Consider the following 26,036-nt stretch of genomic DNA (forward strand, 5'->3'; position numbering starts at 1 on the left):
AGCAGGGTATGGAGAATTTACGGACAAGAGCATATACGGGGATAAAGGAGAAGATTATTAACTGTACTTATGCCCCCGGCAGTTTCCTGGATTCGATATACCTTGCGCAGACCCTCGGAATGAGCAGAACGCCGGTGCGCGAGGCGCTGACCATGCTGGAACAGGAAGATCTCGTCACGATCGTTTCCCAGAAAGGAGTCATGGTCCAGAATATCACACTCAAAAATGTAAGGGATGTCTATGCCACAAGAGAGATGATCGAGCCTCAGATGATTCTCTGCTATGGAAAGGATATACCGAAAGAGACGCTGGAAGACTGTAGAGAAAGACTGACTGTCGATATGTCTTCCCTTCCCGTGGAGGAAGTCGTTGAGCTGGATGATCTCCTGCATAAAATCATTATGCATGCGTCCGACAATTCCTTTATTATTCTTCTTTTCCAGAAACTCTGCGATCAGAACCGGAGAATCCAGTATATGACGCGAAGTCTGACGGAACGCCGCCGGAAGAACCAGGACAGGCATATTGAGATTCTGGACCTGATGCTTCAGGAAAAGCTCGAGGAGGCGTCAGAGATGATGCGGTCGCACCTGAAAGAATCCCGGGAGGATGCTTTCCGCTATATGATCAGTCACTGAGGAGTTGCCAGTATCCCCAAAAACGGTTATAATGGAGAACAGATTTTGGGACGGAGGTGTTTCTTTGAAAATTCTGATTATTGACGGACAGGGCGGAGGTCTCGGAAGACAGCTTGTGGCGGCGGTAAAGGAGCGTTTCCCGCAGATTGAAGTGATGGCTGTGGGAACCAACAGCGCTGCAACGAACTCCATGCTCCGTGCAGGGGCAGACCAGGCGGCTACCGGAGAGAATTCCGTGCGCGTGGCGTCTGCGAGGGCTGATGTTATCATGGGACCGGTGGGGATCGTGATCGCGGACTCCATGCTGGGAGAAATCACTCCGCAGATGGCTCTGGCTGTGGGCCAAAGTCATGCAAAGAGAATCTTGATTCCGGTCAATCTATGTGATAATATCGTTGTGGGTGTTTCAGAATCATCCATGGCAAAAAATGTACAGAATGCAATGGACGCGCTTGAAAAGCTGCTTGGGCAGCAGTCCTGAGAAAAGAGAGAATCCGGCAGAAGCCGGAAGGAGACGGCAGAAGCCGTATAAGAGAGTGCAGAAGCTGTATAAGAGAGCGCAGAAGCGCCGGAATATGCATACATACGGAAAGGCACATATCTGAAAAGAGCGTGCTTTCATAAAATATTTTGATAAGATACTAGGAAGGTATCTGTTTTCAGGAGGGAACAGACGCCTTCTTTTTTTGCGTGGGAGAAAAAAGAAGCAGATACTTTTATTGTAAAGGAAGGACTCAGATTATGACGACACTGAAAGATTATTTTAAAAGTGTACCGAAAGCGGCGGTGGCTTTCTCCGGAGGAACGGATTCGGCATTTCTCCTGTGGGCGGCGAAGACGTATGGGTGTGATGTCACAGCATATTATGTGAAAACGGCATTTCAGCCGCAATTCGAACTGGAGGATGCCGTAAGATTTGCCGGAGAACTGGACATTCCTCTTAAGGTGATCCGAAAGGATATTCTGGCTGTGCCGGAGGCGGCCCAGAACGGACCGGACCGCTGCTACTACTGCAAGAGAGCACTGTTTACCGCCCTGTGGGACGCAGTGAGAGCAGACGGCTTCAACGTTCTTATGGACGGAACCAATGCCTCGGACGATGCAGGAGACCGTCCGGGTATGCGCGCCCTCCGGGAGCTGGAAGTGCGCTCCCCCCTAAGAGCGTGCGGGGTTACGAAGCGGCAGGTACGGGAGCTTTCTGAAAAGGCAGGGCTTTTCACCTGGGACAAGCCTGCCTATGCCTGCCTTGCAACCCGGGTGCCGACAGGAGTCCCCATTACGGAAGATGTTCTGCGAAAGATTGAGAGTGCGGAGCGCTCACTTGAAAAAATGGGATTCCGGGACTTCCGGGTGCGGCTGTACGGCGATGGCGCGAGGATACAGGTGAGAGAGGAACAGCTCCCACTGCTGATGGGGCAGCGCAACGGCGTTCTTGACGCGCTGAAAGCGTATTTCCCTGCAGTGCTTCTGGATCTGGAAACCAGAACGGGAAAGGAATAGAACGTAAAGTGACAGAAAATGCGGAAGGAGAAAATAAGATGGATAATAAACAGGAAATACTGAAATTGCTCCGCAGTGTTGCGGATGGAAAAACCACGCCCGAGGATGCGCTTTTGGAACTGAAAGAAGAGCCTTTTGAAGACCTCGGCTATGCAAAAGTAGACTATCACCGCAGTGTCCGGCAGGGCGCGTCCGAGGTGATATACGGGGCGTCCAAGACACCGGAGCAGATCCTCGGGATTGTTACTGCCATGGGAGCGCGCGGCTGCGGCAATATTCTGATTACACGGATCCATGAGGAGGCGGCTGAGCTTCTGCAGAAGAAGGTTCCGGTTGACTATCACCCGGAGGCGCGCCTTGCGGTTGCCTTCCCGAAAGAGCAGGAGCACCGGGGAAATATTGTGGTGGTCACGGCGGGGACAAGCGACCTGCCGGTTGCCGAAGAGGCGGCGCTGACGGCAGAAGTACTCGGAAACAAAGTGACCCGGGTCTATGATGCCGGGGTCGCCGGACTGCACAGGCTTCTTTCCAATCTGGATGTGCTGATGAGCGCCCGCTGCATCGTTGCAGTTGCCGGGATGGAGGGCGCACTTGCTTCGGTGGTGGGCGGCCTGGTGGACTGTCCGGTTATCGCAGTGCCCACAAGCGTAGGGTACGGCGCAAGTTTCGGCGGATTGTCCGCCCTTCTCTCCATGCTTAATTCCTGCGCTTCCGGGTGCAGTGTAGTTAATATTGACAATGGATTCGGCGCCGGGTATCTGGCGGGAAGGATCAATCAGATGGAAGGAATCAGGGAGGAATAAGAGATGAGAATACTTTATATAGAATGTAACATGGGAGCAGCCGGAGATATGCTTATGTCTGCGCTGTATGAACTTCTGGAAGACAAGCAGGGCTTTGTGGATACCATGAACGGACTGGGACTGCCCGGAGTGAAGATTGAGCCGCAGAGAAGCCGGACATGCGGAATCGCGGGAACACATATGGCGGTTACAGTGCACGGGCAGGAAGAACTGGAGCACGGACACGAGCATGGACACGACCATGAACACGGACACGGTCATGAACATGGACACGGTCATGAGCATGGATACAGCCATGAGCACGGACACGAGCATGAGCATGGACGCGGTCATGAGCATGGACATGACCATGAGCACTCTCATCATCATGCCACGCCGGGGCATATTGCTGAGCTGATCGACAGCCTTCCCCTTCCTGACGAAGTGCGCGCCCACGCCCGGGCTGTTTACGATGCGATTGCCGATGCAGAGGCAAAGGCTCACGGCTGTCCGGCAGGGGACGTGCATTTCCATGAGGTGGGGGCTCTGGATGCAGTGGCGGACGTCGCGGGTGTCTGCTATGCCATGTATCTTCTCCGCCCGGAAAAGGTTGTGGTCTCACCGGTTCATGTGGGAAGCGGAACTGTGCGCTGCGCCCACGGAATCATGCCGGTTCCCGCTCCGGCGACTGCCAATCTGCTCCAGGGCGCACCGTTTTACGGCGGGGAAGTGAAGGGGGAACTCTGTACGCCTACCGGGGCGGCACTGCTGGTTCACTTCGCGGATTCCTTCGGTCCGATGCCTGTAATGCTCGGGCAGGACGTGGGAATTGGAATCGGCACAAAGCAGTTTGAACAGGCAAACTGTGTCAGGGTTTTTCTGGGGGAGAGCATGAATCCGGGAGCAAACGTTCCGGCGGAGAAAATCACGGAACTGGTATGCAATATTGATGACATGACGCCGGAGGCACTGGCGTTTGCATGTGCCCGCCTGCTTGAACTTGGTGCTTTGGATGTGTACACCATACCCGGCATTATGAAAAAAGGGCGCCCCGGTCATGTGCTGACGGTACTCTGTGCGCCGGATCAGGAGGAGGAGACTGCCCGGAATATTCTGGAACAGACTACGACCAACGGGGTGAGAGTCCGCCGGTGCGGAAAATATTTTCTCAAGCCCGGCAGCAGGACGGTTCAGACAAAATGGGGGGAGGTAAGGGTCAAGACAGCCTCCGCATTCGGAATTACCCATGAGAAGCCGGAGTATGAGGATGTAGCGGCACTGGCGAAGGAAAACGGAGTCCCTTACAGAAATGTCTATGAAGACGCGCTGAGGAATCTTTCGTGAGAGGGTGCCCGAAAAGTGCCCCGGCTACCGGACCCCTGACAGGAAAACAGCTTGGAAAATTATCCTGATAACGCGGAAACCCACCGGCTTTACAGCCGATGGGTTTCCGTTGTTTTATAAGTTATCTAAAAAGGAATGAGAGTAAAGTGCGGAATCCCGGTCTCCCGGGATTCCTGACTTTATGAGGGGGGAGATAGTTGTTTTATCAACTATCTGGGATATAGTATAGCCAGAAAATGTGTCCAAAGTATGTTTAAAGTCTAAAAGAAATAAAAAATTATAAAGAAATTATTAATCGGAAATATTTGTATGCGGTTTCCCTGCCAGCCGGATTCCTTTGAGGCCGAGGAGAAAGATTATGGCTCCGATCAGGCTGACGATCAGTTCGGTTGCCGGAAATGAGGACCATACACCGATGATTCCGGCAATGGAAGAAAGCAGGAAAGCCATGGGAATAATGACGATGAATCCCCGCATCAGCGAGATAATGTGGGCGGGCAGCGGCCATTCGGTAGATGTAAAATATACGGATACCACGATATTAAACCCGGCAAACACACATCCGATAAAATAAATTTTAAGTCCCGTGGCAGCAATTTCCTGCAGGAGGACGTTATGCTCGCTGTTAAAGACCGCGGCGATCGGCTCTGCAAAGAAAAATATGCACAGATAGACTGCAGCGGAGATAAACAGGACGCAAATCAGGGCGTACCGGAGTGTTGCCAGAATATTTTTCCGGTTCCCGTATCCGTAATAGCTGCTCAGGAGCGGTTGGATTCCCTGGGCGATTCCGGTGTAAATTGCAATGACGACAAGAGAGAGGTTGGCAATCACCCCGTATGCCGCCACCCCGGTATTTCCCGCGATCCCCAGAATAATGATGTTAAAGACGATGATGACAATACCGGACGAAACTTCCGTAACCAGGGAGGGCAGACCGCTGGAAAAAATATCCAGGGCTGTCCGAAGGCTGATCCGGCATTTGTCCAGATGAAAATGGTTCTTCTTCCGGAACAGAAACGGCGAGAGAATACCGATGCTGATTACCGGGGCAAGGCCTGTGGCAAGTACTGCACCGAATATTCCCATCCCGAAAGGAAACATGAATACATAATCCAGCACCACGTTGGAAAGGCTGCCGCCGATCATGGCAGCCATGGAAAGCTGCGGGGCGCCGTCGTTGCGGATGAAGCAAAGCAGCAGGTTATTTGTCATAAACGCAGGGGCAAACAGAAGAATTACCTGCAGATAAGTGCGGCTCATCTCATACACGGTTTCATCCGCGCCAAGCAGACGGATCAGAAAACCGGAGGCAAAGACCCCGAGGAGAAAGAATACGGAGGCAAGAACTGCCGTCAGCATTACAGCGTGGGTGAATGCCTGGCAGGCTTCTTTCATATTTCCCTGGCTTTTGAAGATAGAAAACTTCGTGCTGCCGCCCATGCCGATCATCAGGCCGCTCCCGTGGATGAAACTGTAGACCGGGATCGCCAGGTTCAGGGCGGTAAGTCCGTCTGCTCCCAGTGCCTGAGAGACGAAGAAAGTATCCGCCAGTATGTAGCACGACAGACCGATCATCCCCATTATATTGAGGGAAGAATATTTTGCAAAATCTCTGAAACATGACCTGCTTTCCATTTTATACCCCTTTCTGTGTTCTTTCCTTTTCACGGATCAGTTCAATGGCTTCTTTTCCGCTCAGGTGTTCGATATCCATGCGGAGCATGCAAAGAGGTGCATATTCCCTGTCAATAGCGGCATTTATACTCTCCCGGCTTTCCAGGGGCGCATATTTCCGGGCCAGTTTTTCGATGGCGTCTCTTTTTTCTGTGTCATTTTCGATGATGTGGATTCGTCCGAAGGCAATGATACTGCGGAAATATGTGGTGTATTCTTCCGGAACGATTCTGTCCTGGTCAATGACACAGAAGGAAACCCGGTCATTTCCTGCGATGGCGTCAAGTTTATGGCCGCTTCCGGCACTGTGAAAGAAGATTTTTCCGTCTTCATAAAGATAACTCAAAGGAACGGCGTAGGGATAGCCGTCATCACCTGATACTGCCAGAACCCCGGAGGTTCCCCGGCAAAGGACGGATTCACATTCTTCTTTTGAGAGCATCTGTCTTTTTCTGCGCATTTGTCTGAACATATGGACTCCTTTTCTGCCAAAAAAAACGTCTTATATTATTTCAACAAAGGCCTACTGAAATAAATAAGACGTTACCCGGCGGTAAAATGTATTATTAATGATTTTAAATGCTGCGGCGTTGAGCCTGCAGCACTTCTGACCCTGGTATCATATCACAGAGATCTGCAAAAGTCAACGCGGAAAAATTCCCGGAAATTCCTGGAATCCCCCCGGAGTTCCGATAGAGTCCGCTGTCTGCCGGTCGGATGTCGGGAACCGGTCAGGGAATCCGTCAGGGAATACGGATCGTGGTCCCGGCATAGATCCGGTTCGGATCAGAGATGCCGTTCAGGGCGGCAATGGCGCTGACGGAGGTGCCGAACCGCGCGGCAATTCCACTCAGTGTGTCGCCGGAGCGGACCGTGTAATATCTGGCGCCGGTTCCTGTTTCCGGGACTTTAATTGTCGTCCCGGCATAGATTTTATCCGGGTTGGAGATGCCGTTCAGCCGGGTGAGTTCGGCAACCGTTGTGCCATAGCGTGCTGCGATTCCGCTTAATGTGTCTCCCGGCTGTATCACATAGGTGATATACCCGGAAGATGGTCCGGGAGCAGGCTCCGGGGAAGGAGACGGCGAGGTTCCGGATAAATGATTCAGCCCTGCGGAACGGATTACGGACGGATAATCTTCATAAGCGGTGTCAAGATCTACATTTCCGCTGAGGCCGGGGACGCTTCCCTGGCTTGTGTACTGCCAGATCCCGCAGTCGGTTCCGTCAAAAGTATCGGTATACCGGGCGTACCAGAGTGCGTAGCGTTTTGCAAGATCCATGCCGAGATACTGATCGATAAAGCTGCGGTTGCTGTAGTACATGGCAAAGTAACCGGCCTTTTCAACCCGGTCGCAGAAATTTCTGACAAATTCCTGTGCAAGAGCGGGAGTTACCGTAACGCCCTGTCTGACTGCGTAATCTACGGACGCCTGTTCCACGTCGTAACAGACGGGATAATCCAGGCGATAGGGTGAGATGGCGTTAAGACACCCTTCTGCCTCGGTCACTGCATCGGCAGCGCTTGTGGCGTAGCAGAACCAGTAGACGCCGATTGGCAGACCGATGCGGTTGCATTCGGATGCGTTGCGGTGAAACTGTTCATCAATAGTATCTGTGCCGTATCCTGCTCTTATCATGGCAAACTGATATCCGGCAGCCCGGACCTGTTCCCAGTCCACGGTCCCCTGGAATTTACTGACATCAAGCCCTTTTATGCTCATGGAATAACATCCTTTCAAAATAGTGTGGTGATATCAGTATATGTCCCCGGCCGGGAAGTGTGAGGAGGGAGAGGCAGCAAAAACGATATCAGAATCCTCCCTTTTTCTTCACGATATAGATTGGTCTTTTTTTGCTCTCCATATAGTCCCGGGAGATGTACTGTCCCAGGATGGAGATGAAAAACATCTGAATGCCGCTGAGAAAGAGAATCAGGCAGACTATAAGCGAGGTGCCTGCAATCGGGTGCCCCGAAAGAACTGTACAGAGGGCAGTTATGACAGCAGCAATGACCAGAAACATTCCTGCGGAGCCGGCAAGGGTTGCCGGTGCGGAGGAGAAGGAGAGAATTCCGTCCACCGCGTAGCGGAAGAGGGAGCGGAAGTTCCACTTTGTCTCTCCCGCCGCACGTTCCACATTGTGAAAAGGAATCCATTTGGTGTCAAATCCCACAAAGGAAAAGATCCCCTTCATATAGCGGTTGTACTCTTTGAGCTCAAGGACAGAGTCTGCCATGGTACGGCTCATCATGCGGAAGTCTCCTGCACCGTCTGTCATATCAAGCCGGCACATGCGGTTGATAATCCGGTAAAAACTGTGGGAGAGAAAATTGCGCAGGCGCCCTTCCCCGGTGCGGTCCTCCCGGAGACCGGCACAGCAGTCGTAGCCTTCATTTTTTACGGCGTGATACATTTCTTTAAGGAGAGCAGGCGGATGCTGCAGATCCGCATCCATGAATACGCAGTAGTCACCGGATGCGTTCTGCAGCCCCGCGTACATGGCGGCTTCCTTGCCGAAATTTCTGGAAAATGAGATGTATTTGCAGCGGTGGTCAGCGCAGGAAAGACTCTGCAGTATATCCGGCGTGTGATCGCGGCTGCCGTCGTCCACAAAAATGAATTCGCACTGAGCGCCTTCGATGTCCGCCACCGCGGCGGACGTCTCGCGGTAGAAGGCGGAAAGGACTTTTTCTTCGTTATAGCAGGGTACAATAATGCTGATTTTATCCATGACAGATCTCCTCCTTTTTATCAGCAGACTTTTTGAATACACCATATTTGCAGAGCACGTAGTTGCCGGCCACTGTCACCACACTGACCAGGAGTTTTGCGGGAAACGGGAGAAACTTCAGCCGGCTGATGAGCAGCCAGAGCAGGAAGTTTTCTGCCGCCAGGGTGAGCAAACGGAGCCCCGCAAACGATATCAGTTCGTGCAGAACGCGGTTCCCGGATCGGAAGACCCACATCCGGTTCAGGACATATGCCGTCACGACTGCGCCCGTCCAAGCGATGCTGTTGGCGGCAAGATATGGAATATGTGCCGACAGGAGCGCGGCATAGAGAACATAGTTCACTCCCGTGGTAATGCCTCCGCTTAAGATGTAAGTGACAAGTTCTTTTTTCAGTTTCATGGGAATCCTTCTTTCTGTATGAGATTTGGAGCTGCCCTTTTTACCGGCAGCAATACATGCGTTTGGACAGATGTTTTCTGCCAGAAGCAGCCTCAGGCCCGGGAGAATCAAAAAAAGCACGTATCCGCATACGGACAGGATGCTGAGAATACATCCGGCAGCTTTTCCCGGCGGGGTAAAGCGGATTTCAACCGTATGGGTTCCCGCTTCCACAAATGTTCCGGCAAATGCTTCGTTTACGGAAATCAGATCGGAGGGCTCTGAGTCCACCAGAATCTCCAGACCGTTCTGCAGGGGGATGGATGTGGCAAGATATCCGTCCGTCTCTGCGTGAATGGTTCCGCTCTGTACCGTCCGGGACCAGATATTTTTCCCGGAGATCTCTGAGCCGGTTTTCCCGGAAGATTCCAGGGGTGTATATGATTTCTCCTGCAGAAATTTCTGGTCGTACAGATGCCAGGTAAAGCCGCTGAGGATGTAACGGCCTTTGGGCAGCGAGATCTCAAGCCGGGTTACGCTCCCGCCGTCCTTCGGGGAAAACTGATAGTGAAAGCAGTTGTTTCCGTTCGGATACGGGGCAAAGCGGTTGGACAGCTTGTTGCGGATTCCGTTGATGTCGATCACGACGGATCTGCTGGTCAGGCTGTCAACCTGAAATTCAAGCAGTACAATCTTCCCGGGAACAGGGTTGCGGATCTCTGCAGTGACGGTACAGTTCTGTTCCGCATGGATCTCATAGCCGGCGGAAGTCTTTTCCACAGAGAGACCTTCGGGCAGATCCGACAGCTTAAGATCCGGTTCCCAGCTTTCCATTGTTGAGCAAAAGGGTGTACTGCTGCCGGCGCCATCCACGATGGTGTACCGGGTCAGAGCATCCAGTTTTTCATAGGGGCCCAGGGTGTCATATTCTTCCTGTGATATTGTGTCCCCGGTAAAATACACGATGGGAAGAACCTGTTTGTTCTCTGCCACAACGGTATTTCCGGATTCGAAGAGAATCTCATATCCGGCGGGAATATTGTCTTTTGCGGTCTCCAGGTAGCGGACGCCCATCAGGTTGGTCATAAACGGATTGTCCGATGTCAGTATGGCAACTCTGTTGTTGATGCGGATGGGCGTCATAAGCGTATCGTAATAAAGGCCGGAATAATCCCGGTTCGTGATGGAGGAATACATACTGCTCCGTGGCTGCCCGGTGCGGATCAGTTCGTTGGAACTCTCCAGGGGGCTGATCAGGCTGTCGAACCGGTATCGGGTATCCAGATCCGGTGCCTGGGCTTCTTCTTTCGTAAGTCCGGCACTGATTTCGGAAGCGGAGACCCATTCCTCCGTCTGAGCTGTTGTCAGATACAGTCCTACCGGTGCGGTCAGTGCCAGCAGCAGGGCCAGGGCACCCGGGACAATTCCGGGGAGCCGCCTGAATACGGGGCGTGTTTTTAAAAACCGGCCATGTCTCAGCAGGATACAGAGACACAGGAGCAGGAAAAGTTCCAGCAGGATCATGGGAAACTGTGCCTGGCTGAACCACAGGAGGCCAACCGGGATCATCACGGCAAAGGGCCACCGGGGAAACGGGTTTTCTTCTGAACCTGCCTGTCCTGCCGGGAGCCTCTCCTCCCGGGAGATCTGGACGCGGTGCCATGCCTCCTGAAAGTACCGGGCACAGTGCAGAATCACCAGCGGCATAAACGGAATCAGGATCTTCGGGCGTGCATACAGGGTACCGTTCAGAAGGTAGGAAAAGATTCCGAACAGGCCCAGGAGGAGAAACAGGATGCTCCATCTGCGGAATTTTTTCCGCCCCAGTCCCGCAAGTATGGCATAAAAGCAGATAAAGGACAGTCCCATGCCGTATTCGTTGAACAGCAGGTTATTGAACGCCACATTGGGGCCGAACAGTTCCGGAAGGAAAGGGCTGCTTCCGCTCCGCCGGTGTTCCAGGATGACAAGCCCGGTGGGGATCAGAAGAGCCGCCGCCATACCTGCGGAAAGGACCGTGGAACTTACAAATCCTTTCAGAAAATATTTCCGGCGGAAATCCCTGCCTTCCACGGAAAGCCAGTACCAGCCCACCGCAGCAAGCACCCCGATAATATAGTAGAAACTGTGGAGCCAGATCAGGCAGAGGCAGAGCGGCAGCCAGCGGAGCCGTTTCCTGCGGATGCACAGAAATGCCAGGAGCAGAAAAGGCATATAGCTGACGAACATTACCTGACGGTGCATGTGGAACATGCACCCGGCTGTCATGAACAGGACGCTTCCACCAAAGGCAAAGGGAACCGCAATATCTTCTGTCCGCAGAAAGCAGTAGCAGAGCAGAACCGATGCCAGGTATATGGCGAGCATACAGGCGGTCAGTATGCGGATCATCGGAACCTGGGGTAGCAGGCAGCCGATCAGGATGTCCGGGCGCAGGAATCCATAATAAGAAAACATGTATCCGTTGCTGCCGCCGCCAAGTTCAAGCCAGGAGGGAAGGATGGTGCCCTGTTCCAGACAGGCATTCCGGATCGTTTCAGCCAGTGCGGCGTGCTGGCTCAGCCAGTCTACATGGGAGCCGAAGATACATCCCTCAGGAACACTCAGGGTAATCAGAAGAATAAAAATCAGGATAAGCGCCGCCGGTACAGACAGGCTCCGCAGGATAGTGCGTGCGGAGTCCTTACGGACAGCCGTTTTATTCCCAATAAAAATCGATGTCATAGTTTTGCCTCGCTTCCGGTTGTTTTTGCAGTATTTTGTGCTGCATCTGTTTTACTATAGAGTAGCTGTGATTTCTTAATAAAGGCCCGAAGAGATTCTAAAGAATTCTTAAGAAGAAGTGCATAAATATTAAAAATGTGTATAATGACAGAGGAAGATGAAAAGAGAAGGGAGAAAAAGATGGAGCACGGGAGTGAAAAGCCGGGAATTCTTATTGTGGATGATAACCCGGAAATACGGGAAGTCCTGCGGATCCTTCTGGGGGGAGAAGGCTTTGAGATCCACGAGGCCAAAAACGGGAGTCTGGCGTTGGAAAAGGTGCAGAGCCGGGAATTCGATCTCATTATTCTGGATATTATGATGCCCGGCATGAACGGCTATCAGACCTGCATGGAGATCAGAAAGAACAGCAACGCACCGATTCTTTTCCTGAGTGCAAAGACACAGGAAGGGGACAAGATGCTTGGGTTTTCAAGCGGGGGTGACGATTACCTGGCAAAACCATTTTCCTATAATGAGCTGGTCAGCCGCGCTAAAGCGATGATACGGCGGTATCAGGTCTATCAGGGAAAAGACGGGAGAAATGCGCAGGGCCAGGCAGGCACCGGATATCCGGCCGGAACGGAAGAAATTGCGGATTCGATAATCAGAATCTTTGATATAGAGATTAACGAGACAAGGTCCTGTGTCAGCCGGGGCGGGCATGTCATCGACCTGACAGATACGGAGTATGCGGTGCTGCACCTGCTTGCGAAAAACAGGCACCAGATTTTTTCTGCAGAGCATCTGTACGAGTCCGTCTGGGGAGAGCCCTACTACTATGGGGCAAATAATACGGTTATGGTCCACATAAGGAATCTGAGACGGAAAATTGAGGACGATCCCAAGAATCCGACGGTGATCCGGACCGTATGGGGAAGGGGATACCGCTGTGATTAGAGAAAAATGGAAGCAGTTTTTTGAAGAGCACAGACTGGCAAAATGGAAGATCCGGACAAAACTGGCAGTATTGATCCTGGTGATGGCAACGGTGAGTCTTTCCGTTTATAATGCACTTTGGGTTTCACAGAGAGCTGTATGCCTTTTTCTGGAAAAGACTGGAATTGTGACATTTTTTGACGAGGAGAAATTCGTCGGGAAGCTGAGAGCAGAGGCTGTGAAATATAGGGTGCCGCTGGAACTTGAAGAAGCGCAGTGGGATGAGATAGAAGGCTTTTTTGATGTGATGACAGGGGATGGCTACACTTCCGTGTCGATATACAGAGAGGATGGGGATCTGTATTACTGCGGCCGCCTGGCGGCAGTCCTGTCCAGACTTTTGTACGGGACACTGACAGACGAGAGCATGTCCAGGCTTGGAGAACGGGTGGGACACGCGATTGTCGAATTTCAGAACGGGACATTCTATGTGGAATACCGTTCCTATCACAGAGCACTGTTTACCTATCCTTACACGATCACTATCGTTGCGCTGTGCGTGCTGATCTTTCTTGCAGTCATCCTCATTTTTATCGGCAGGGTGATCCGCCGGATCCTGAGAGTACAGGAGGCAATCACACGAATGTCTCTGGGGGATCTGTCCCGTCCGGTTCCGTCCTGCGGAGCGGATGAGGTCGGGATACTGGCGGCGGAGCTGGACAGTCTGAGGAAGACACTGGATGAAAATATTACCCGGGAGGAGGAGAACCGCCGGGCAAATCAGGATCTCATCACGGCAATGTCCCATGACCTGCGGACGCCGCTCACTGTGCTTAACGGTTATCTGGAAGTGCTTAAGCTGAAAAAAGGAGATCCGGAGAAGCAGGAAGAATATATAGACCGATGCCTGAAAAAGACCGGAGATATCCGCGCCCTGACAGACCGTATGTTTGAGTACGCCCTCGTATATGAAGATACCGAAACCGCCCGGCTCAGACAGATCCCGGTCGCTCTTCTTGAGAATATCCTCCGGGAAAACTGCGATTTTATTACACTGGCGGGATTCCGTGTGGAAATGGCGCTCCATCCGGGAAGGCAATATATGTTCGGGGATGAGATCATGCTGAAGCGGATTTTCAGCAATCTGTTTTCCAATGTATTGAAGTATGGCGATAAATCAGGTCCGGTGATCGTGGAGCTGTCTCCCGACAGAGGAAGAATCAGGATAACCGTTGCAAATACGGTGAAGAAAGACGCTGCGGAGGTGGAAAGCAACCGGATCGGGCTTAAGAGCACGGAGAAGATGGTGAAAATGCATCAGGGGGAATTGTATACATTTGATGAAAATAACGTGTATTCTGTGAAAATTTGGTTCGGGACGTAGTCAAATTTAATTTGACTACGTCCCGAATTAACTTTTGCCCTGTCCCTTTTTGAAAAGCCTGTCTGAAAAGTCTGTCAATATCTTATCCGGAATCTATATATAGTATATCCGGCATGATTTATGTCCAAAAGGTCTTTAAATTATCAGAAAATTCATATAAAAACATACAATAATAAATTTATTTAAAATAAAATAATATAATGTGTTGACAAATACAAGCTCGGATGGTATTATTAAGTCAATCCAAAAGAGATACAAAAGTACAAAAGAAAAACATCTCAGATGGATATTTATCTAAGAGAACATAAATTATCAGGTGTTCGATTAGATTAAAAATACAAGGCAACAGGAGGTCAGTCCAATGGACAGTATAGTTTCAGTTAATAATCAATATGTCAGTGGTACGGCAGATGGAAGTTCCTGTGATGCAAGAGACCTTTGCTGTAGATAAAGATTAATAATCCAGAAATAAGTACAAGTGAGATAATTTGATCGGAGAGTTCGGAATCTGGATGAAAATCAAGAGATTTAACATCTGCAGACGTATTGAATATAGATACCACATATAGTAAAATTTCGAAAGATGTGTAAAGAAACATTGAGTAGAATATTCATTTTATAATAAATGATATATAGTTATAGAAGCAATAATTCAGTAGGCTGTTGGAATATCGGGTTATGGTACTGCTTCAGGTGAACGATTATAGGAATAATAACTGAGAGATTATTTATAGAGATAAAATGGTACCGGAGCTGACGGAAAGCCGAATGCAGAAGGATTTTACTATGAACCTCAATTTGTTATTAAAGGAGGGAAGATTTAGTAAGCTGGTCTTAATAAATCGACCGCGAATTATAATAGCAAACCGGCAGAGGTCTCACAGGAACAAAATCAAGTATTTGCCTCCGATTTCAAATATAAAATAATAATAATGAAAAAATTAAATAAATCATAAAATGCATCTTCAATGTCAATTGAGGGTGCATTTTTTTGACATTGAGCAGCTCATATGGTAAACTAGGGAAAGAGTAGCGCTTTGTGTCAGGAAGACGCAGGGGGAGCTAAGAAATCGATAAAACATTATTTTCGATGAGGTGAATGCGGTGGATAAGTATGAATATAAGTTAAAGACAGAACAGATGCTTGAACTTATGGAAGAGGGGTCATATAGGAAGGCAGCAGAACTGGCGGACGAGATTGACTGGCGGAAAGTGCGCAATATTACGATGCTGATGAATGTCAGCGATATTTATGAGAAAAACGGGGAATATCAGAAAAGCTATGAGGTGCTTAATGACGTTTACCGCCGTGCGGAAGGAAGCAGGAAGGTTATCTATCGCCTGTGTACTCTTGCACTGAAGACGGGAAATGTGGATGAAGCTATTGACTTCTACGATGATTTTATGCAGATCGCTCCGAAAGATCCAAATCAGTATATCCTTCGCTACCAGATCCTGCGGGCACAGAGAGCACCGGTCGAACAGCAGATTGAGGCTCTCGAAGAATTTAAGAAGTCGGAATATATTGAAGAATGGGCTTATGAACTGGCAAAACTGTATCAGGAAGCCGGAATGACAGCCGAGTGTCTGGAAGAGTGTGATGATCTGATCCTCTGGTTCAGTGAAGGCAAGTATGTATATAAGGCAATGGAACTGAAGATGCAGTATAAGCCTCTTACGCCTTCCCAACAGGAGAAATATGACCGGAGATTTGAAAAACTTTCTGCTGAGACGGAGGAAATGCCTAACCTTGAGGCATTTGAAGAAAACCAGGAGGAGCAGGAAGAACCGGAAGTGGTTGAAGACGCAGAAATTATAGAGGAACCGGAAACTGCTGAGGAGAAAAAGGGACCGGAGCCGGCGGAAGAATCGATCCCGGAAGTCGCTGAAGCCGGAGAGCCAAGAAAGAAAAAAATCGGCGACACAATGCGTCTGGATGAGGCTCTTCAGAAGCTGCTTCACAGAGAACCGGAGCCGGAAGTTGTGGAGACAGAGTCAGTATCAGCAGTGACGACGGCTGAAACACAAGAAGATGCGCCGGATGTGGAAGACATAGAACTTACGGAGGATGCAGAAGATCTGGACGAGGAGCTGGATGACAGTCTGAGTGAGAATGTGACCGCCGATCTGTGGGATGAACCGGAAACAGAAGAGGTAGATGAGGATATGGCAGATCTTGAGGACGCTATCGGTGAGATTGAATCCGTTGCAGACCTTGATATTGTCAACCGGATAGCGGAAGAAAAGGCGGCAAAGGCTGCCGAAGCGAACAGCCGGATTTCTACGGCAGGCGCTATGAAAGAAATTATTCCCGAAGAAACAGTGGATGAGATACCGGAAGATGAACTTCCGGAAGCTGAAGCAGATGAGGCACCGGAAACTGAGAAAGCGGAAATGCAGGAAGGCGGAACCGCAGATCTGACGGAGACAGCAGAGCTTGATCTGGCGGAAGCTGAAGAATTCCTTGATGAAAGACCAACAGATGAAGCAGCTTCGCCGGAAGCAGACACTTCCTTGGCAGATGCTTCAGAGACAGATAAGGCCGGAAAGAATATTGAAGATGAGGAGGAGAACACTGCGTCTGGAGATGATGACCAGATTGCCGGACAGATGAGCCTGGAGGATATACTGGCAGGATGGGACTCTCCGCAGGAGCCGGAAGCCAAGCCGGAGCCGGAGGCCGAGAAGGCTGCTTCGGAGCCGGAAGCAAAAGCCGCTCCGGAGAAAGTGGAAGAAAAGCCGGAGGTCGAGAAGGCCGCTCCGGAGCCGGAAGCAAAATCTGAACCGGAGCCGGAAGTAAAAGCCGAACCGGAGAAAGCGGAAGAGGAGCCGGAGGTTGAGAAGGCCGCTCCGGAGCCGGAAGCAAAGGCTGAACCAGAAACCGAGGAGGAAATCCTTGATGTTGAGGAGGCGGAAGAACTTCCGGAAGAGAGTACACCGAAAAAGAAGACTGAGCCGATTCTTCCGCCGGATATCCAGAGGATGATTGATGAAATCGAAGGTGTTATACCTCCGGAAGAGCCGAAGCCCAAGGCCCCGGCAAAGAAAGCAGATGAACCTCGTGAAAATATGGGGAAAGTTGCTGAAGAACTTCGGATCGATGATGAGTTTGAGCTTGACGAGAGTGAGGATCTTCTGGATGATGAAGAGCTTTTCGATGAGGAAGATGAAGTAGTTCTCGACGAAGGAGAAGCACTGGAAGATAGTGACGCAGAGCTCGTCGATGATGGGGAAGAGCTGGAAGATAGTGACGCAGAGCTTCTCGATGATGGGGAAGAACTGGAAGACAGCGAGGCAGAGCTCATCGACGATGCTGAAGAGCTGGAGGATGATGACGCGGAAATCCTTGATGACGGAGAAGAACTGGAAGACGATGATGCGGAACTTCTGGATGATGGCGAGGAATTTGAGGAAAGCGATGAGGATCTTCTTGCAGACGCCGAGGAGTTCGAGGAGTCTGGTGATGATCTGACAGCGGATACAAAGGATCTCGGGGACTTTGAGTTTGACGATGAGGGGGCACCGGATCTGGAGGAAGAGTTCCGTGTGAATCCGGAACACAGCAACGAGCCGGATGACAGAGAGATTCCGGATGACGATGATGATGATATGGATATCCTCTCGGCGACCACGCCGCTTAGCAGAAAAGAAACTGCCAAATTGATTGCTACAGGAAAGACGGCGCCGCTGCCGCTCGATGAGATATCGGATGCACTTTCCATGTCAGATACCGGGTTTATCGTACACGGGCGTTATGATCTGGAGATGCAGAGCGGAATAGGAACGCGTGCAGGACTGACGGAAGAACAGAAGAAGCTGTTTTCCTATTTTGTGCCGGTACGGGGAATGAGCGAACAGCTGGTGGATGTGCTTGAGCAGGATAAGAACTGTACGAATCGGGAAGGAACTTCCCGGACGGGAAATCTGCTCATAATCGGAAATAAAGGAAACGGAAAGACCGTTCTGGCGGTGGATGTTGTAAAAGCAATCCAGAAACAGAGAAATATCCGTCAGGGAAAAGTTGCCATCGTTACAGGTGAATCGCTCAACAAGAAGAAGATCGGAGATATCTTTGAAAAGCTGTACGGAGGTGCTCTGATTATTGAAAAAGCGGGTAAAATGAATGAAAAAACCGTGGCGAGACTGAATAAGGCCATGGAGAAGGATACGGGAGAACTTCTTATTGTTCTGGAAGAGCAGCGTAAACCGCTTGACCGCCTCCTTTCATCCAACCGTGAATTCAGGCGGAAATTCACCTGTCGTCTGGAAGTACCGATCTTTATCAATGATGAACTGGTAACATTCGGCCAGACCTATGCTCAGGAAAACGGATACCGCATCGATGAGATGGGAATTCTTGCACTGTACAGCAGAATTGACTCGCTCCAGAGGGAAGATCATGCTGTTACTGTTGCCGAGGTAAAAGAGATCATGGATGAGGCAATCCGACATTCACAGAAGGCATCGGCAAAGAAGCTGGTACGCCGTGTGTTTGGAAAAAATACGGATGAGGCAGATCGAATCCTGCTTTCAGAGAAAGATTTTAACGTTTGACAGACAATAGACCGGCAGTCTTGAAAAAGACTGCCGGTTTTTGTGCAGAAAGGCTGTTTTCTCTTTCTTTTTCCATGTGATTCAAGTATAATAGATACTATGAAAATAAACTTGAGCGGCGAGGTGGCTTTATGGTTAAGAAAGAAAGCACAAAAAAGAAAGTGCAGCCTTATGAAATCGGTGAACTTGATCAGTATCTTTTCGGCCAGGGGAATCATTACGAGATTTATCAGAAAATGGGAGCTCATCTGGTTACTGTTGACGGGACGCCGGGAGTCTATTTTGCGGTATGGGCGCCGCATGCACGGAGAGTCGCTGTCGTAGGTGACTTTAATGAGTGGGATTTTGAGGCAAATTATATGGAACGGCAGGAGCCGATGGGAATTTATACCTGTTTTGTCCCCGGTGTAAAAGAAGGCGATCTCTATAAGTTCTGCATTGAGACCCAGCAGGGCAAGAGAATCTTCAAGGCAGATCCGTTTGCCAATTATGCCGAGTTGAGGCCGGGAACAGCATCCCGTGTGACAGATATCTCTCACCTGAAGTGGACGGACGACGCCTGGATGACGGAGAGAAAGACGTGGGATCACAAGGTGAATCCTGTGTCGATTTATGAGGTGCATCTTGGCTCATGGATGAGACATCCGGGGAGAGAAGATGAGGGCTTTTACACTTACAGAGAATTTGCAGAGGCAATTACGAAATATGTGAAGAATATGGGTTATACGCATGTCGAGCTGATGGGAATGGCAGAGCACCCGTATGACGGTTCCTGGGGATATCAGGTAACCGGGTATTACGCTCCGACTTCCAGGTACGGGACTCCGGAGGATTTTGCCTACATGATCAACTATCTTCACAGGAACAAGATCGGAGTAATCCTTGACTGGGTTCCGGCGCATTTCCCGAAAGACGCGCATGGTCTGGCAGATTTTGACGGAACGCCGACATTTGAATATGCAGATCCGAGAAAAGGGGAACATCCGGACTGGGGAACGAAGATCTTCGATTACGGGAAACCGGAAGTAAAGAATTTCCTGATTGCCAACGCTCTGTTCTGGATTGAGCATTATCATGTGGACGGGCTTCGCGTGGATGCAGTTGCCTCCATGCTGTATCTGGATTATGGAAAGCAGGACGGGCAGTGGGTGGCAAATAAATATGGCGGAAACGAGAATCTGGAAGCAATTGAATTCTTCAAACATCTGAATTCGGTTGTCCTGGGAAGAAACCACGGAGCGATGATGATCGCGGAGGAGTCTACGGCATGGCCGAAAGTTACGGGGAAACCGGAGGACGGCGGGCTGGGATTCAGCCTGAAGTGGAATATGGGCTGGATGCATGATTTTATAGAATATATGAAACTTGATCCGTATTTCAGGAAAAACGCCCACCATATGATGACTTTTGCAAGTTCATATGCATACAGTGAGAATTACATCCTTGTGCTTTCTCATGATGAAGTAGTGCATCTGAAGTGCTCCATGATCAATAAGATGCCGGGCCTGGGATTTGATAAATATGCGAATCTGAAAGTCGGGTATGCATTTATGATGGGGCATCCGGGCAAAAAACTGCTCTTTATGGGGCAGGAATTCGCACAGCTTCGGGAATGGAGCGAGGAGAGAGAGCTTGACTGGTTCCTTCTGGAGGAGGCTCCGCACCAGCAGATACAGAACTGGTACAGAGACCTGCTGCATCTGTATAAGAAGAACAAGGCCCTGTTCGAGATGGATGCGGATCCGGCGGGCTTTGAATGGATCAACGCGGATGATATATTCCGCAGTATATACAGCTTTGTGAGACACTCAAAGGACAATAAGAAAAATCTCCTGTTCGTCTGCAATTTTACACCGATGGAGCGCCGGGACTACAGAGTGGGAGTACCGCGCAGGAAACAGTGTAAACTGATTCTGAACAGCGATGAACTTCAGTACGGCGGTACAGGTGAAGCGAGACCTCTGCTCTATAAGCCGGTAAAACAGGAGTGCGATGGAAGAAAATATTCATTTGCATATCCGCTTCCGCCATATGGCGTTGCAGTATTTGAGTTTTAGGGACATGTCGTCTCCCGGGAATAATTCCCGGGAGATTTTTTTTGTGGCGCAGGCGCTGTTTTTGTTGCAGAAGGTGCGTATCCGGAGCAGAGGTGAAGCTTTCTGTCCGCCTCTCCTATTTTATGAATAATTTGTTAATAATGAAATAAAATCAGAAAAATATATTAAAATTTTTGTAAAAGTGTTATAATGGATTGCGTATTCATAAAATTTTATATAAGGATTGGAGGAATGATAGAAATGGATAATCAATTGGCACTACTGACATTATGCGGCTCCATTATCGCACTTCTCTTTGTGGCAAGCAGGGCACAGAAAGTGCTCCGGTTCCCGGAAGGAAGCGATAAAATGAAAAAGATTTCCGCATCCATTCACCAGGGGGCAATGGCGTATCTGAGACGCCAGTACAAGATCCTTATCGGATTTTTTGCAGCGATGTTTGTGATCCTCTTTGTTATGGCAGCTCTCGGACTGCTTACATGGTTTGTTCCGTTCGCGTTTGTGACGGGAGGATTTTTCTCGGGACTTTCCGGATTTGTGGGAATGCAGATCGCGACCCGGGCAAATGCCAGGACGGCTGCAGCCTGCCAGAAAAGCCTGAACAAGGGACTGAATGTGGCGTTTTCGGCCGGATCGGTTATGGGATTTACCGTTGTCGGACTCGGTCTTCTGGACATCTCGATCTGGTACCTGCTGCTCAGGCTTGTGTTTAAACTCCCGATCGAAGATATCACAAGCACAATGCTGACATTCGGTATGGGTGCTTCTTCCATGGCACTGTTTGCACGTGTCGGCGGCGGTATTTATACAAAGGCGGCGGATGTGGGAGCTGACCTCGTAGGAAAAGTCGAGGCGGGAATCCCGGAAGATGATCCGCGAAATCCGGCTGTTATTGCCGACAATGTGGGTGATAATGTAGGAGATGTTGCCGGAATGGGAGCGGACCTGTATGAGTCATACGTAGGTTCGATCCTGTCAGCATGTGCTCTTGGGGTTATCGCATTCAATAAGATAGAATCTGTGGACCGTGTGAATGCAGTTGTGATTCCGATGATCCTGGCGGCAGTCGGAGTACTCGCGTCGATTATCGGCTCGCTTCTGGTAAAAACGGGGGAGAACACGGATCAGAGCACACTGCTGAAAGCACTCAGAAGAGGAACAAATACGAGCGCACTCATCATTGCGGTCGTTGCATTTCCGATTGTATGGTTTATCCTGGGCAAGGAGTTTATCGGATTTTACTTTGCGATTCTCGGAGGTCTGCTCGCAGGTGTGCTGATCGGATTCTTTACGGAATATTTTACTTCGGATACATATAAACCGACGCAGAAGCTGGCGGATAAGTCGGAGACAGGCTCTGCGACGATTATCATCGGCGGTCTGAGCCTGGGAATGCTTTCCACCGCAGTTCCGATCGTCATCATTGCAGTATGCGTTATGGCGGCATATGCGTTCTCGGGTGGTTTTATTGAGTCTACAAGAGGTCTGTATGGTATTGCTCTTGCGGCTGTGGGAATGCTTTCCACCCTTGGAATTACTCTTGCCACAGATGCATACGGACCGATTGCTGACAACGCGGGCGGTATCGCGGAGATGGCAGGACTGGATGAAAACGTGAGAAAACGTACAGATGCCCTGGATTCTCTGGGAAATACCACAGCCGCGACCGGAAAAGGATTCGCTATCGGATCTGCAGCGCTTACAGCGTTGGCACTGATTGCTTCTTATGTTGAGAAGGTTCAGGAAGTAGGCGGTTCGGAGGTTGTGCTTGATATGAGTGTCATGAATCCGACGGTTCTGGTCGGTATCTTCATCGGTTCATGCCTGCCGTTTGTATTTGCAGCGCTTACGATGGACTCCGTGGGACGTGCGGCGCAGAGTATCGTAGTTGAGGTGCGCCGTCAGTTCAGGGAAATCAAGGGGCTGATGGAAGGAAAAGCGGATGCGGACTATGCAACCTGTGTTGATATCTGTACAAAGGCAAGTCTTCGTGAGATGATCCTTCCGACGCTGCTTGCCATTGTGACTCCTGTTGTGACAGGTCTTATTCTCGGATACAACGGCGTGATCGGACTTTTGACAGGTTCCACGGCAACCGGATTCCTCATGGCTATCTTCATGGCGAATGCCGGCGGTGCATGGGACAATGCTAAGAAATACATTGAGGGCGGCGCTCACGGCGGAAAGGGAAGCGAACAGCACAAGGCTGCAGTTGTCGGCGATACGGTGGGCGATCCGTTCAAGGATACATCGGGACCGTCCATCAATATCCTGATCAAGCTGCTTTCCATGGTTTCCATCGTGTTTGCGGCACTTGTGGTGAATTATCATATTTTCTGATGCGGGGATGTGCAGTTTCAGCACCGGGGATATCAGGATGAAGTGAATTTAAAGAACGATTAAGAGTGAAAAAGATGGCGGTGATGGCCATCTTTTTCCTTTGTGAACAGGCTTATAATTTTTATTTGGCCGGCACTATTTCGAGCCAGTACCCGTCAGGATCGGAGATGAAGTAGATCCCCATTTTCGGATTCTCGAAGCAGACGCAGCCCATCTCTTTATGTTTTGCAAAAGCAGCGTTAAAATCATCTACTTCAAATGCAAGATGAATCTCGTTGTCGCCGAGATTGTAGGGACGGTCCATATCCCGGAGCCAGGTGAGCTCAAGAAGATGAGGCGTGGTGCCGTCTCCTAAATATACAAGTTTGAAACTGCCGTCGTCCGCGTCTTTTGTGCGCGTTACGGTGAGCCCGAGCGCTTCTTTATAGAAAGCAAGCGATTTTTCCAGGTCGTAAACATTCAGGTTATTGTGTGCGAATGTAAATTTCATGTGAGAGCCTCCTTATTTTGGATTTCTGTACAAAAAGGGATCTGCCTGTTGATGAATATTGTATTCAGCGGCAGGAGATATTCTGTGTACCTGCTTATAGTAACAGAAAATACGGGGATTTTCAATAAAATCGGTCGGTGCGGAAAAGTGATAAAATTTCTGGCTGCCGGACAGCAAAACAGGGCATGGCTTACTGATTTCCTGCATACATTGTAAAAATGAGGTTTGCAGGGGGATTTTTTTGAAGGATTATATTGAAGAGAGAGCCGTGGAGATCGCAAATTATATTATAGAGAACAGTGCAACGGTGAGACAGACGGCAAAGAAGTTCCGGATCAGTAAGAGTACGGTACATAAGGATGTCACCGAGCGGCTCCTCCAGATCAATCCAACCCTCGCCCGGGAAGCGCGCAAGGTTCTGGATACCAACAAATCAGAACGACACATCCGGGGAGGGATGGCCACGAGAGAGAAATATCTTCATCAGCACTGAGAATCGCCGGAAGTGCCAGAAAAGAATTCCCGGCAGGGTAGAACATGCCGGGAATTCTTTTTTATAAAGGGTAGACAAAATATAGAGAACATAGCCATTATAAAAATGGCTATGTTTTTTACTTGTGTGCCGAGCATGGCACTAATCTTACTGGTGAAAGTCCAGTCACGGGTATTTACCGCCAAGTGTAGTGAACCACAAGCCGGTGTCAGTAATGGCATAGGTGGAGGAAGTGGTGTAGCAAAGTTCTTGAGCCTACGAACAGAAACTTGATCAGGCAATTAGGTGGGTAAGGTTGCAAGACAAACTGAAGCCCGAAAGGTAAACGTAAGCCAAAGTTGTAAATCAAGAGGTTGTGGAACGAAAGATTAGTGTCTTACCTCGGGAGGCCCTACTCACATACCGGGAGGTATGGTCGAAAAAGGTTTGGAGAGGGAGTCAGATGATGTCATAGTAGGCGAAGCCCCAGTGGGGATATAGCCGAAGGACTGAAACGATTTATAGTACAAATCGCTATGTTTAAAATAATACATGAGCCGGAAATCGGGTGGACAGGAAAGTAGGAACGTAACCGAGGAATAATGTCTATACCTGGAGGGGCGGTATGTATGAATCTTGAGATAGGTCAGAGGAGTAACAACGATGGAATTAATTGAAGTGATTTTATCAAAGGAAAACCTGAACAGAGCCTATAAAAAGGTAGTTGCCAATAAAGGCGCGGGCGGCGTTGACGGAGTTACTGTAGAGGAGTTGGGGAACTATATAAGGGAGAACCGGGAGAAAATCATAATGTCTCTCAGAAACAGAACTTATATGCCGAAGCCAGTCCGAAGAGTATTCATTCCAAAAGACAACGGAAAGAAAAGACCGTTAGGGATACCGACGGCGCTGGACCGAACAATCCAACAGGCAATATCACAGCCTATATCTGATATTTACGAGAAAATATTCAGTGACTACAGCTACGGGTTCAGACCGGGAAGAAGTTGCCATGATGCCATCAGGCAGGCACTGGAATACTTGAATGAAGGGTATGAATGGGTAGTAGATATAGATATAGAACAGTTTTTCGATAAGGTAAATCATGACAAACTAATTCAGATACTAAGGGAACAGGTAAATGACAGTACCACATTAAATCTGATTCGGAAATATCTGAAAGCAGGAGTAATGGAAAACGGGTTGGAGAAAGCGACAATCACGGGCGTGCCACAAGGGGGTCCACTTTCCGTCGTATGTTCAAATGTGTATCTAGATAAGTTGGACAAAGAACTGGAATACAGAGGGCTCCGGTTTACGAGGTATGCAGATGATGTGCTGATATTTACAAAAAGTGAAATGGCAGCCAACCGGGTGATGAAATCCATAAGCAACTGGTTGGAAAGAAAACTATTCCTGAAGGTAAATGCAGCCAAAACGAAAGTTGTCAGACCGACACGGAGTAAATATCTGGGATTCACATTTCTGAAGAATGGTGGAGAATGGAAAGTAAAACCCACTACGGAAAAGAAAAAGAAGCTCAAAAAGAAAGTGAGTGAATATCTGAAAAGAGGCAGAGCAGTCGCGAGACCTCTGGCGGCGACAATCAAACGCGTTAATGAAATGGTGAGAGGATGGATTAATTACTTTCGGATTGGGCTGATGAAGCAGTATATGGAAGAGTTTGGAGAATGGCTGAGGCACAAAGTAAGAGTGATTGTCATGAAGCAGTGGAAGAAGCCGAAAACCATATACAGAAATCTGAGATACTTAAACTGGAAGAATCACAATGGATTTAGCCATGAAGATATTTATAAAGTGGCAAATTCAAGGCTTGGTTGGTACAAGAGAAGTGGAATGAACGTAGTAAATTTCATTCTCAGCAAAGATATACTTGAAAACAGGATAAAAGATGGAGCGGGGTTGCTCAATCCTTTATCCTATTACTTAGTAAAAGTTGGAATATAAGTTGTAGAGCCGTATACGAGACCCGTACGTACGGTTCAATGGGAGGGGCGAGATTTTATTCTCCCTCTACCCTATT

General features: G+C 49.4%; 18 protein-coding genes. 12 read left to right on the top strand and 6 right to left on the bottom strand.

Going from position 1 to position 26,036, the window contains the following annotated elements:
* Window positions 1–8 precede the first annotated feature (8 nt).
* From B5F07_RS18615 to larC, 5 genes are all read left to right on the top strand, one after another.
* Window positions 9–638, top strand: coding sequence for a GntR family transcriptional regulator (locus B5F07_RS18615; protein ID WP_087162714.1), 630 nt, complete (start codon window positions 9–11; stop codon window positions 636–638).
* A 64-nt stretch (window positions 639–702) separates the two neighbouring features.
* Entirely contained in the window at window positions 703–1,119 is a 417-nt protein-coding gene (locus B5F07_RS18620) for a DUF3842 family protein (protein ID WP_087162732.1), read from the top strand.
* A 260-nt stretch (window positions 1,120–1,379) separates the two neighbouring features.
* The gene (gene larE / locus B5F07_RS18625; protein ID WP_087162715.1) at window positions 1,380–2,138 is read left to right on the top strand and encodes an ATP-dependent sacrificial sulfur transferase LarE; all 759 of its coding nucleotides are present in this window, start codon (window positions 1,380–1,382) and stop codon (window positions 2,136–2,138) included.
* 38 nt (window positions 2,139–2,176) lie between these two features.
* The gene (gene larB, locus B5F07_RS18630) at window positions 2,177–2,941 is read left to right on the top strand and encodes a nickel pincer cofactor biosynthesis protein LarB (protein ID WP_087162733.1); all 765 of its coding nucleotides are present in this window, start codon (window positions 2,177–2,179) and stop codon (window positions 2,939–2,941) included.
* Window positions 2,942–2,944: 3 nt separating this feature from the next.
* Window positions 2,945–4,264 carry a nickel pincer cofactor biosynthesis protein LarC gene (gene larC / locus B5F07_RS18635; RefSeq protein ID WP_087162716.1) on the top strand — a complete coding sequence of 440 codons (1,320 nt, stop codon included), beginning with the start codon at window positions 2,945–2,947 and terminating at the stop codon, window positions 4,262–4,264.
* 291 nt (window positions 4,265–4,555) lie between these two features.
* Here the strand turns inward: larC and B5F07_RS18640 are convergent, their stop codons facing one another.
* From B5F07_RS18640 to B5F07_RS18660, 5 genes are all read right to left on the bottom strand, one after another.
* On the bottom strand, window positions 4,556–5,902 hold the full coding sequence (locus B5F07_RS18640) for an MATE family efflux transporter (protein ID WP_087162717.1): 1,347 nt from the start codon (window positions 5,900–5,902) through the stop codon (window positions 4,556–4,558).
* 1 nt (window position 5,903) lies between these two features.
* Window positions 5,904–6,413 (bottom strand): pyridoxamine 5'-phosphate oxidase family protein, encoded by a 510-nt coding sequence (locus B5F07_RS18645; protein ID WP_087162718.1) that lies wholly within the window; start codon window positions 6,411–6,413, stop codon window positions 5,904–5,906.
* 271 nt (window positions 6,414–6,684) lie between these two features.
* Complete coding sequence (locus B5F07_RS18650) at window positions 6,685–7,665, bottom strand: LysM peptidoglycan-binding domain-containing protein (protein WP_087162719.1); 981 nt, start codon at window positions 7,663–7,665, stop codon at window positions 6,685–6,687.
* Window positions 7,666–7,753: 88 nt separating this feature from the next.
* The gene (locus B5F07_RS18655; protein WP_087162720.1) at window positions 7,754–8,674 is read right to left on the bottom strand and encodes a glycosyltransferase family 2 protein; all 921 of its coding nucleotides are present in this window, start codon (window positions 8,672–8,674) and stop codon (window positions 7,754–7,756) included.
* Window positions 8,667–11,777 carry a YfhO family protein gene (locus B5F07_RS18660; protein ID WP_087162721.1) on the bottom strand — a complete coding sequence of 1,037 codons (3,111 nt, stop codon included), beginning with the start codon at window positions 11,775–11,777 and terminating at the stop codon, window positions 8,667–8,669. The genes B5F07_RS18655 and B5F07_RS18660 overlap by 8 nt, the downstream gene beginning before the upstream one ends.
* Window positions 11,778–11,957: 180 nt before the next feature.
* Between B5F07_RS18660 and B5F07_RS18665 the strand changes: the two genes are divergently transcribed.
* The 5 genes from B5F07_RS18665 to B5F07_RS18685 all read left to right on the top strand — a co-directional run bounded on the left by B5F07_RS18665 (window position 11,958) and on the right by B5F07_RS18685 (window position 23,030).
* Window positions 11,958–12,716: a response regulator transcription factor gene (locus tag B5F07_RS18665; RefSeq protein ID WP_087162734.1), complete on the top strand. Its 759-nt coding sequence runs from the start codon at window positions 11,958–11,960 to the stop codon at window positions 12,714–12,716.
* Window positions 12,709–14,079: a sensor histidine kinase gene (locus B5F07_RS18670; RefSeq protein ID WP_087162722.1), complete on the top strand. Its 1,371-nt coding sequence runs from the start codon at window positions 12,709–12,711 to the stop codon at window positions 14,077–14,079. The genes B5F07_RS18665 and B5F07_RS18670 overlap by 8 nt, the downstream gene beginning before the upstream one ends.
* Window positions 14,080–15,183: 1,104 nt before the next feature.
* Window positions 15,184–18,633, top strand: coding sequence for a hypothetical protein (locus B5F07_RS18675; protein WP_330397885.1), 3,450 nt, complete (start codon window positions 15,184–15,186; stop codon window positions 18,631–18,633).
* A 131-nt stretch (window positions 18,634–18,764) separates the two neighbouring features.
* Window positions 18,765–20,690, top strand: coding sequence for a 1,4-alpha-glucan branching protein GlgB (gene glgB, locus B5F07_RS18680; RefSeq protein ID WP_087162724.1), 1,926 nt, complete (start codon window positions 18,765–18,767; stop codon window positions 20,688–20,690).
* Window positions 20,691–20,930: 240 nt separating this feature from the next.
* Window positions 20,931–23,030, top strand: coding sequence for a sodium-translocating pyrophosphatase (locus tag B5F07_RS18685; RefSeq protein ID WP_087162725.1), 2,100 nt, complete (start codon window positions 20,931–20,933; stop codon window positions 23,028–23,030).
* Between the two features lie 121 nt (window positions 23,031–23,151).
* Here B5F07_RS18685 and B5F07_RS18690 read toward each other — a convergent pair whose 3' ends face one another.
* On the bottom strand, window positions 23,152–23,520 hold the full coding sequence (locus B5F07_RS18690) for a VOC family protein (protein ID WP_087162726.1): 369 nt from the start codon (window positions 23,518–23,520) through the stop codon (window positions 23,152–23,154).
* A gap of 241 nt (window positions 23,521–23,761) precedes the next feature.
* Between B5F07_RS18690 and spoIIID the strand changes: the two genes are divergently transcribed.
* Together spoIIID and ltrA are read left to right on the top strand one after the other, a co-directional pair.
* Window positions 23,762–24,013, top strand: a complete 252-nt coding sequence (gene spoIIID, locus B5F07_RS18695; protein WP_087162727.1) for a sporulation transcriptional regulator SpoIIID — start codon at window positions 23,762–23,764, stop codon at window positions 24,011–24,013.
* A 642-nt stretch (window positions 24,014–24,655) separates the two neighbouring features.
* Entirely contained in the window at window positions 24,656–25,960 is a 1,305-nt protein-coding gene (ltrA, locus tag B5F07_RS18700; RefSeq protein ID WP_087162728.1) for a group II intron reverse transcriptase/maturase, read from the top strand.
* Window positions 25,961–26,036 lie beyond the last annotated feature (76 nt).

This window comes from Lachnoclostridium sp. An169 (genome assembly GCF_002160525.1).
Taxonomy (GTDB): Bacteria; Bacillota; Clostridia; order Lachnospirales; family Lachnospiraceae; genus Mediterraneibacter; species Mediterraneibacter cottocaccae.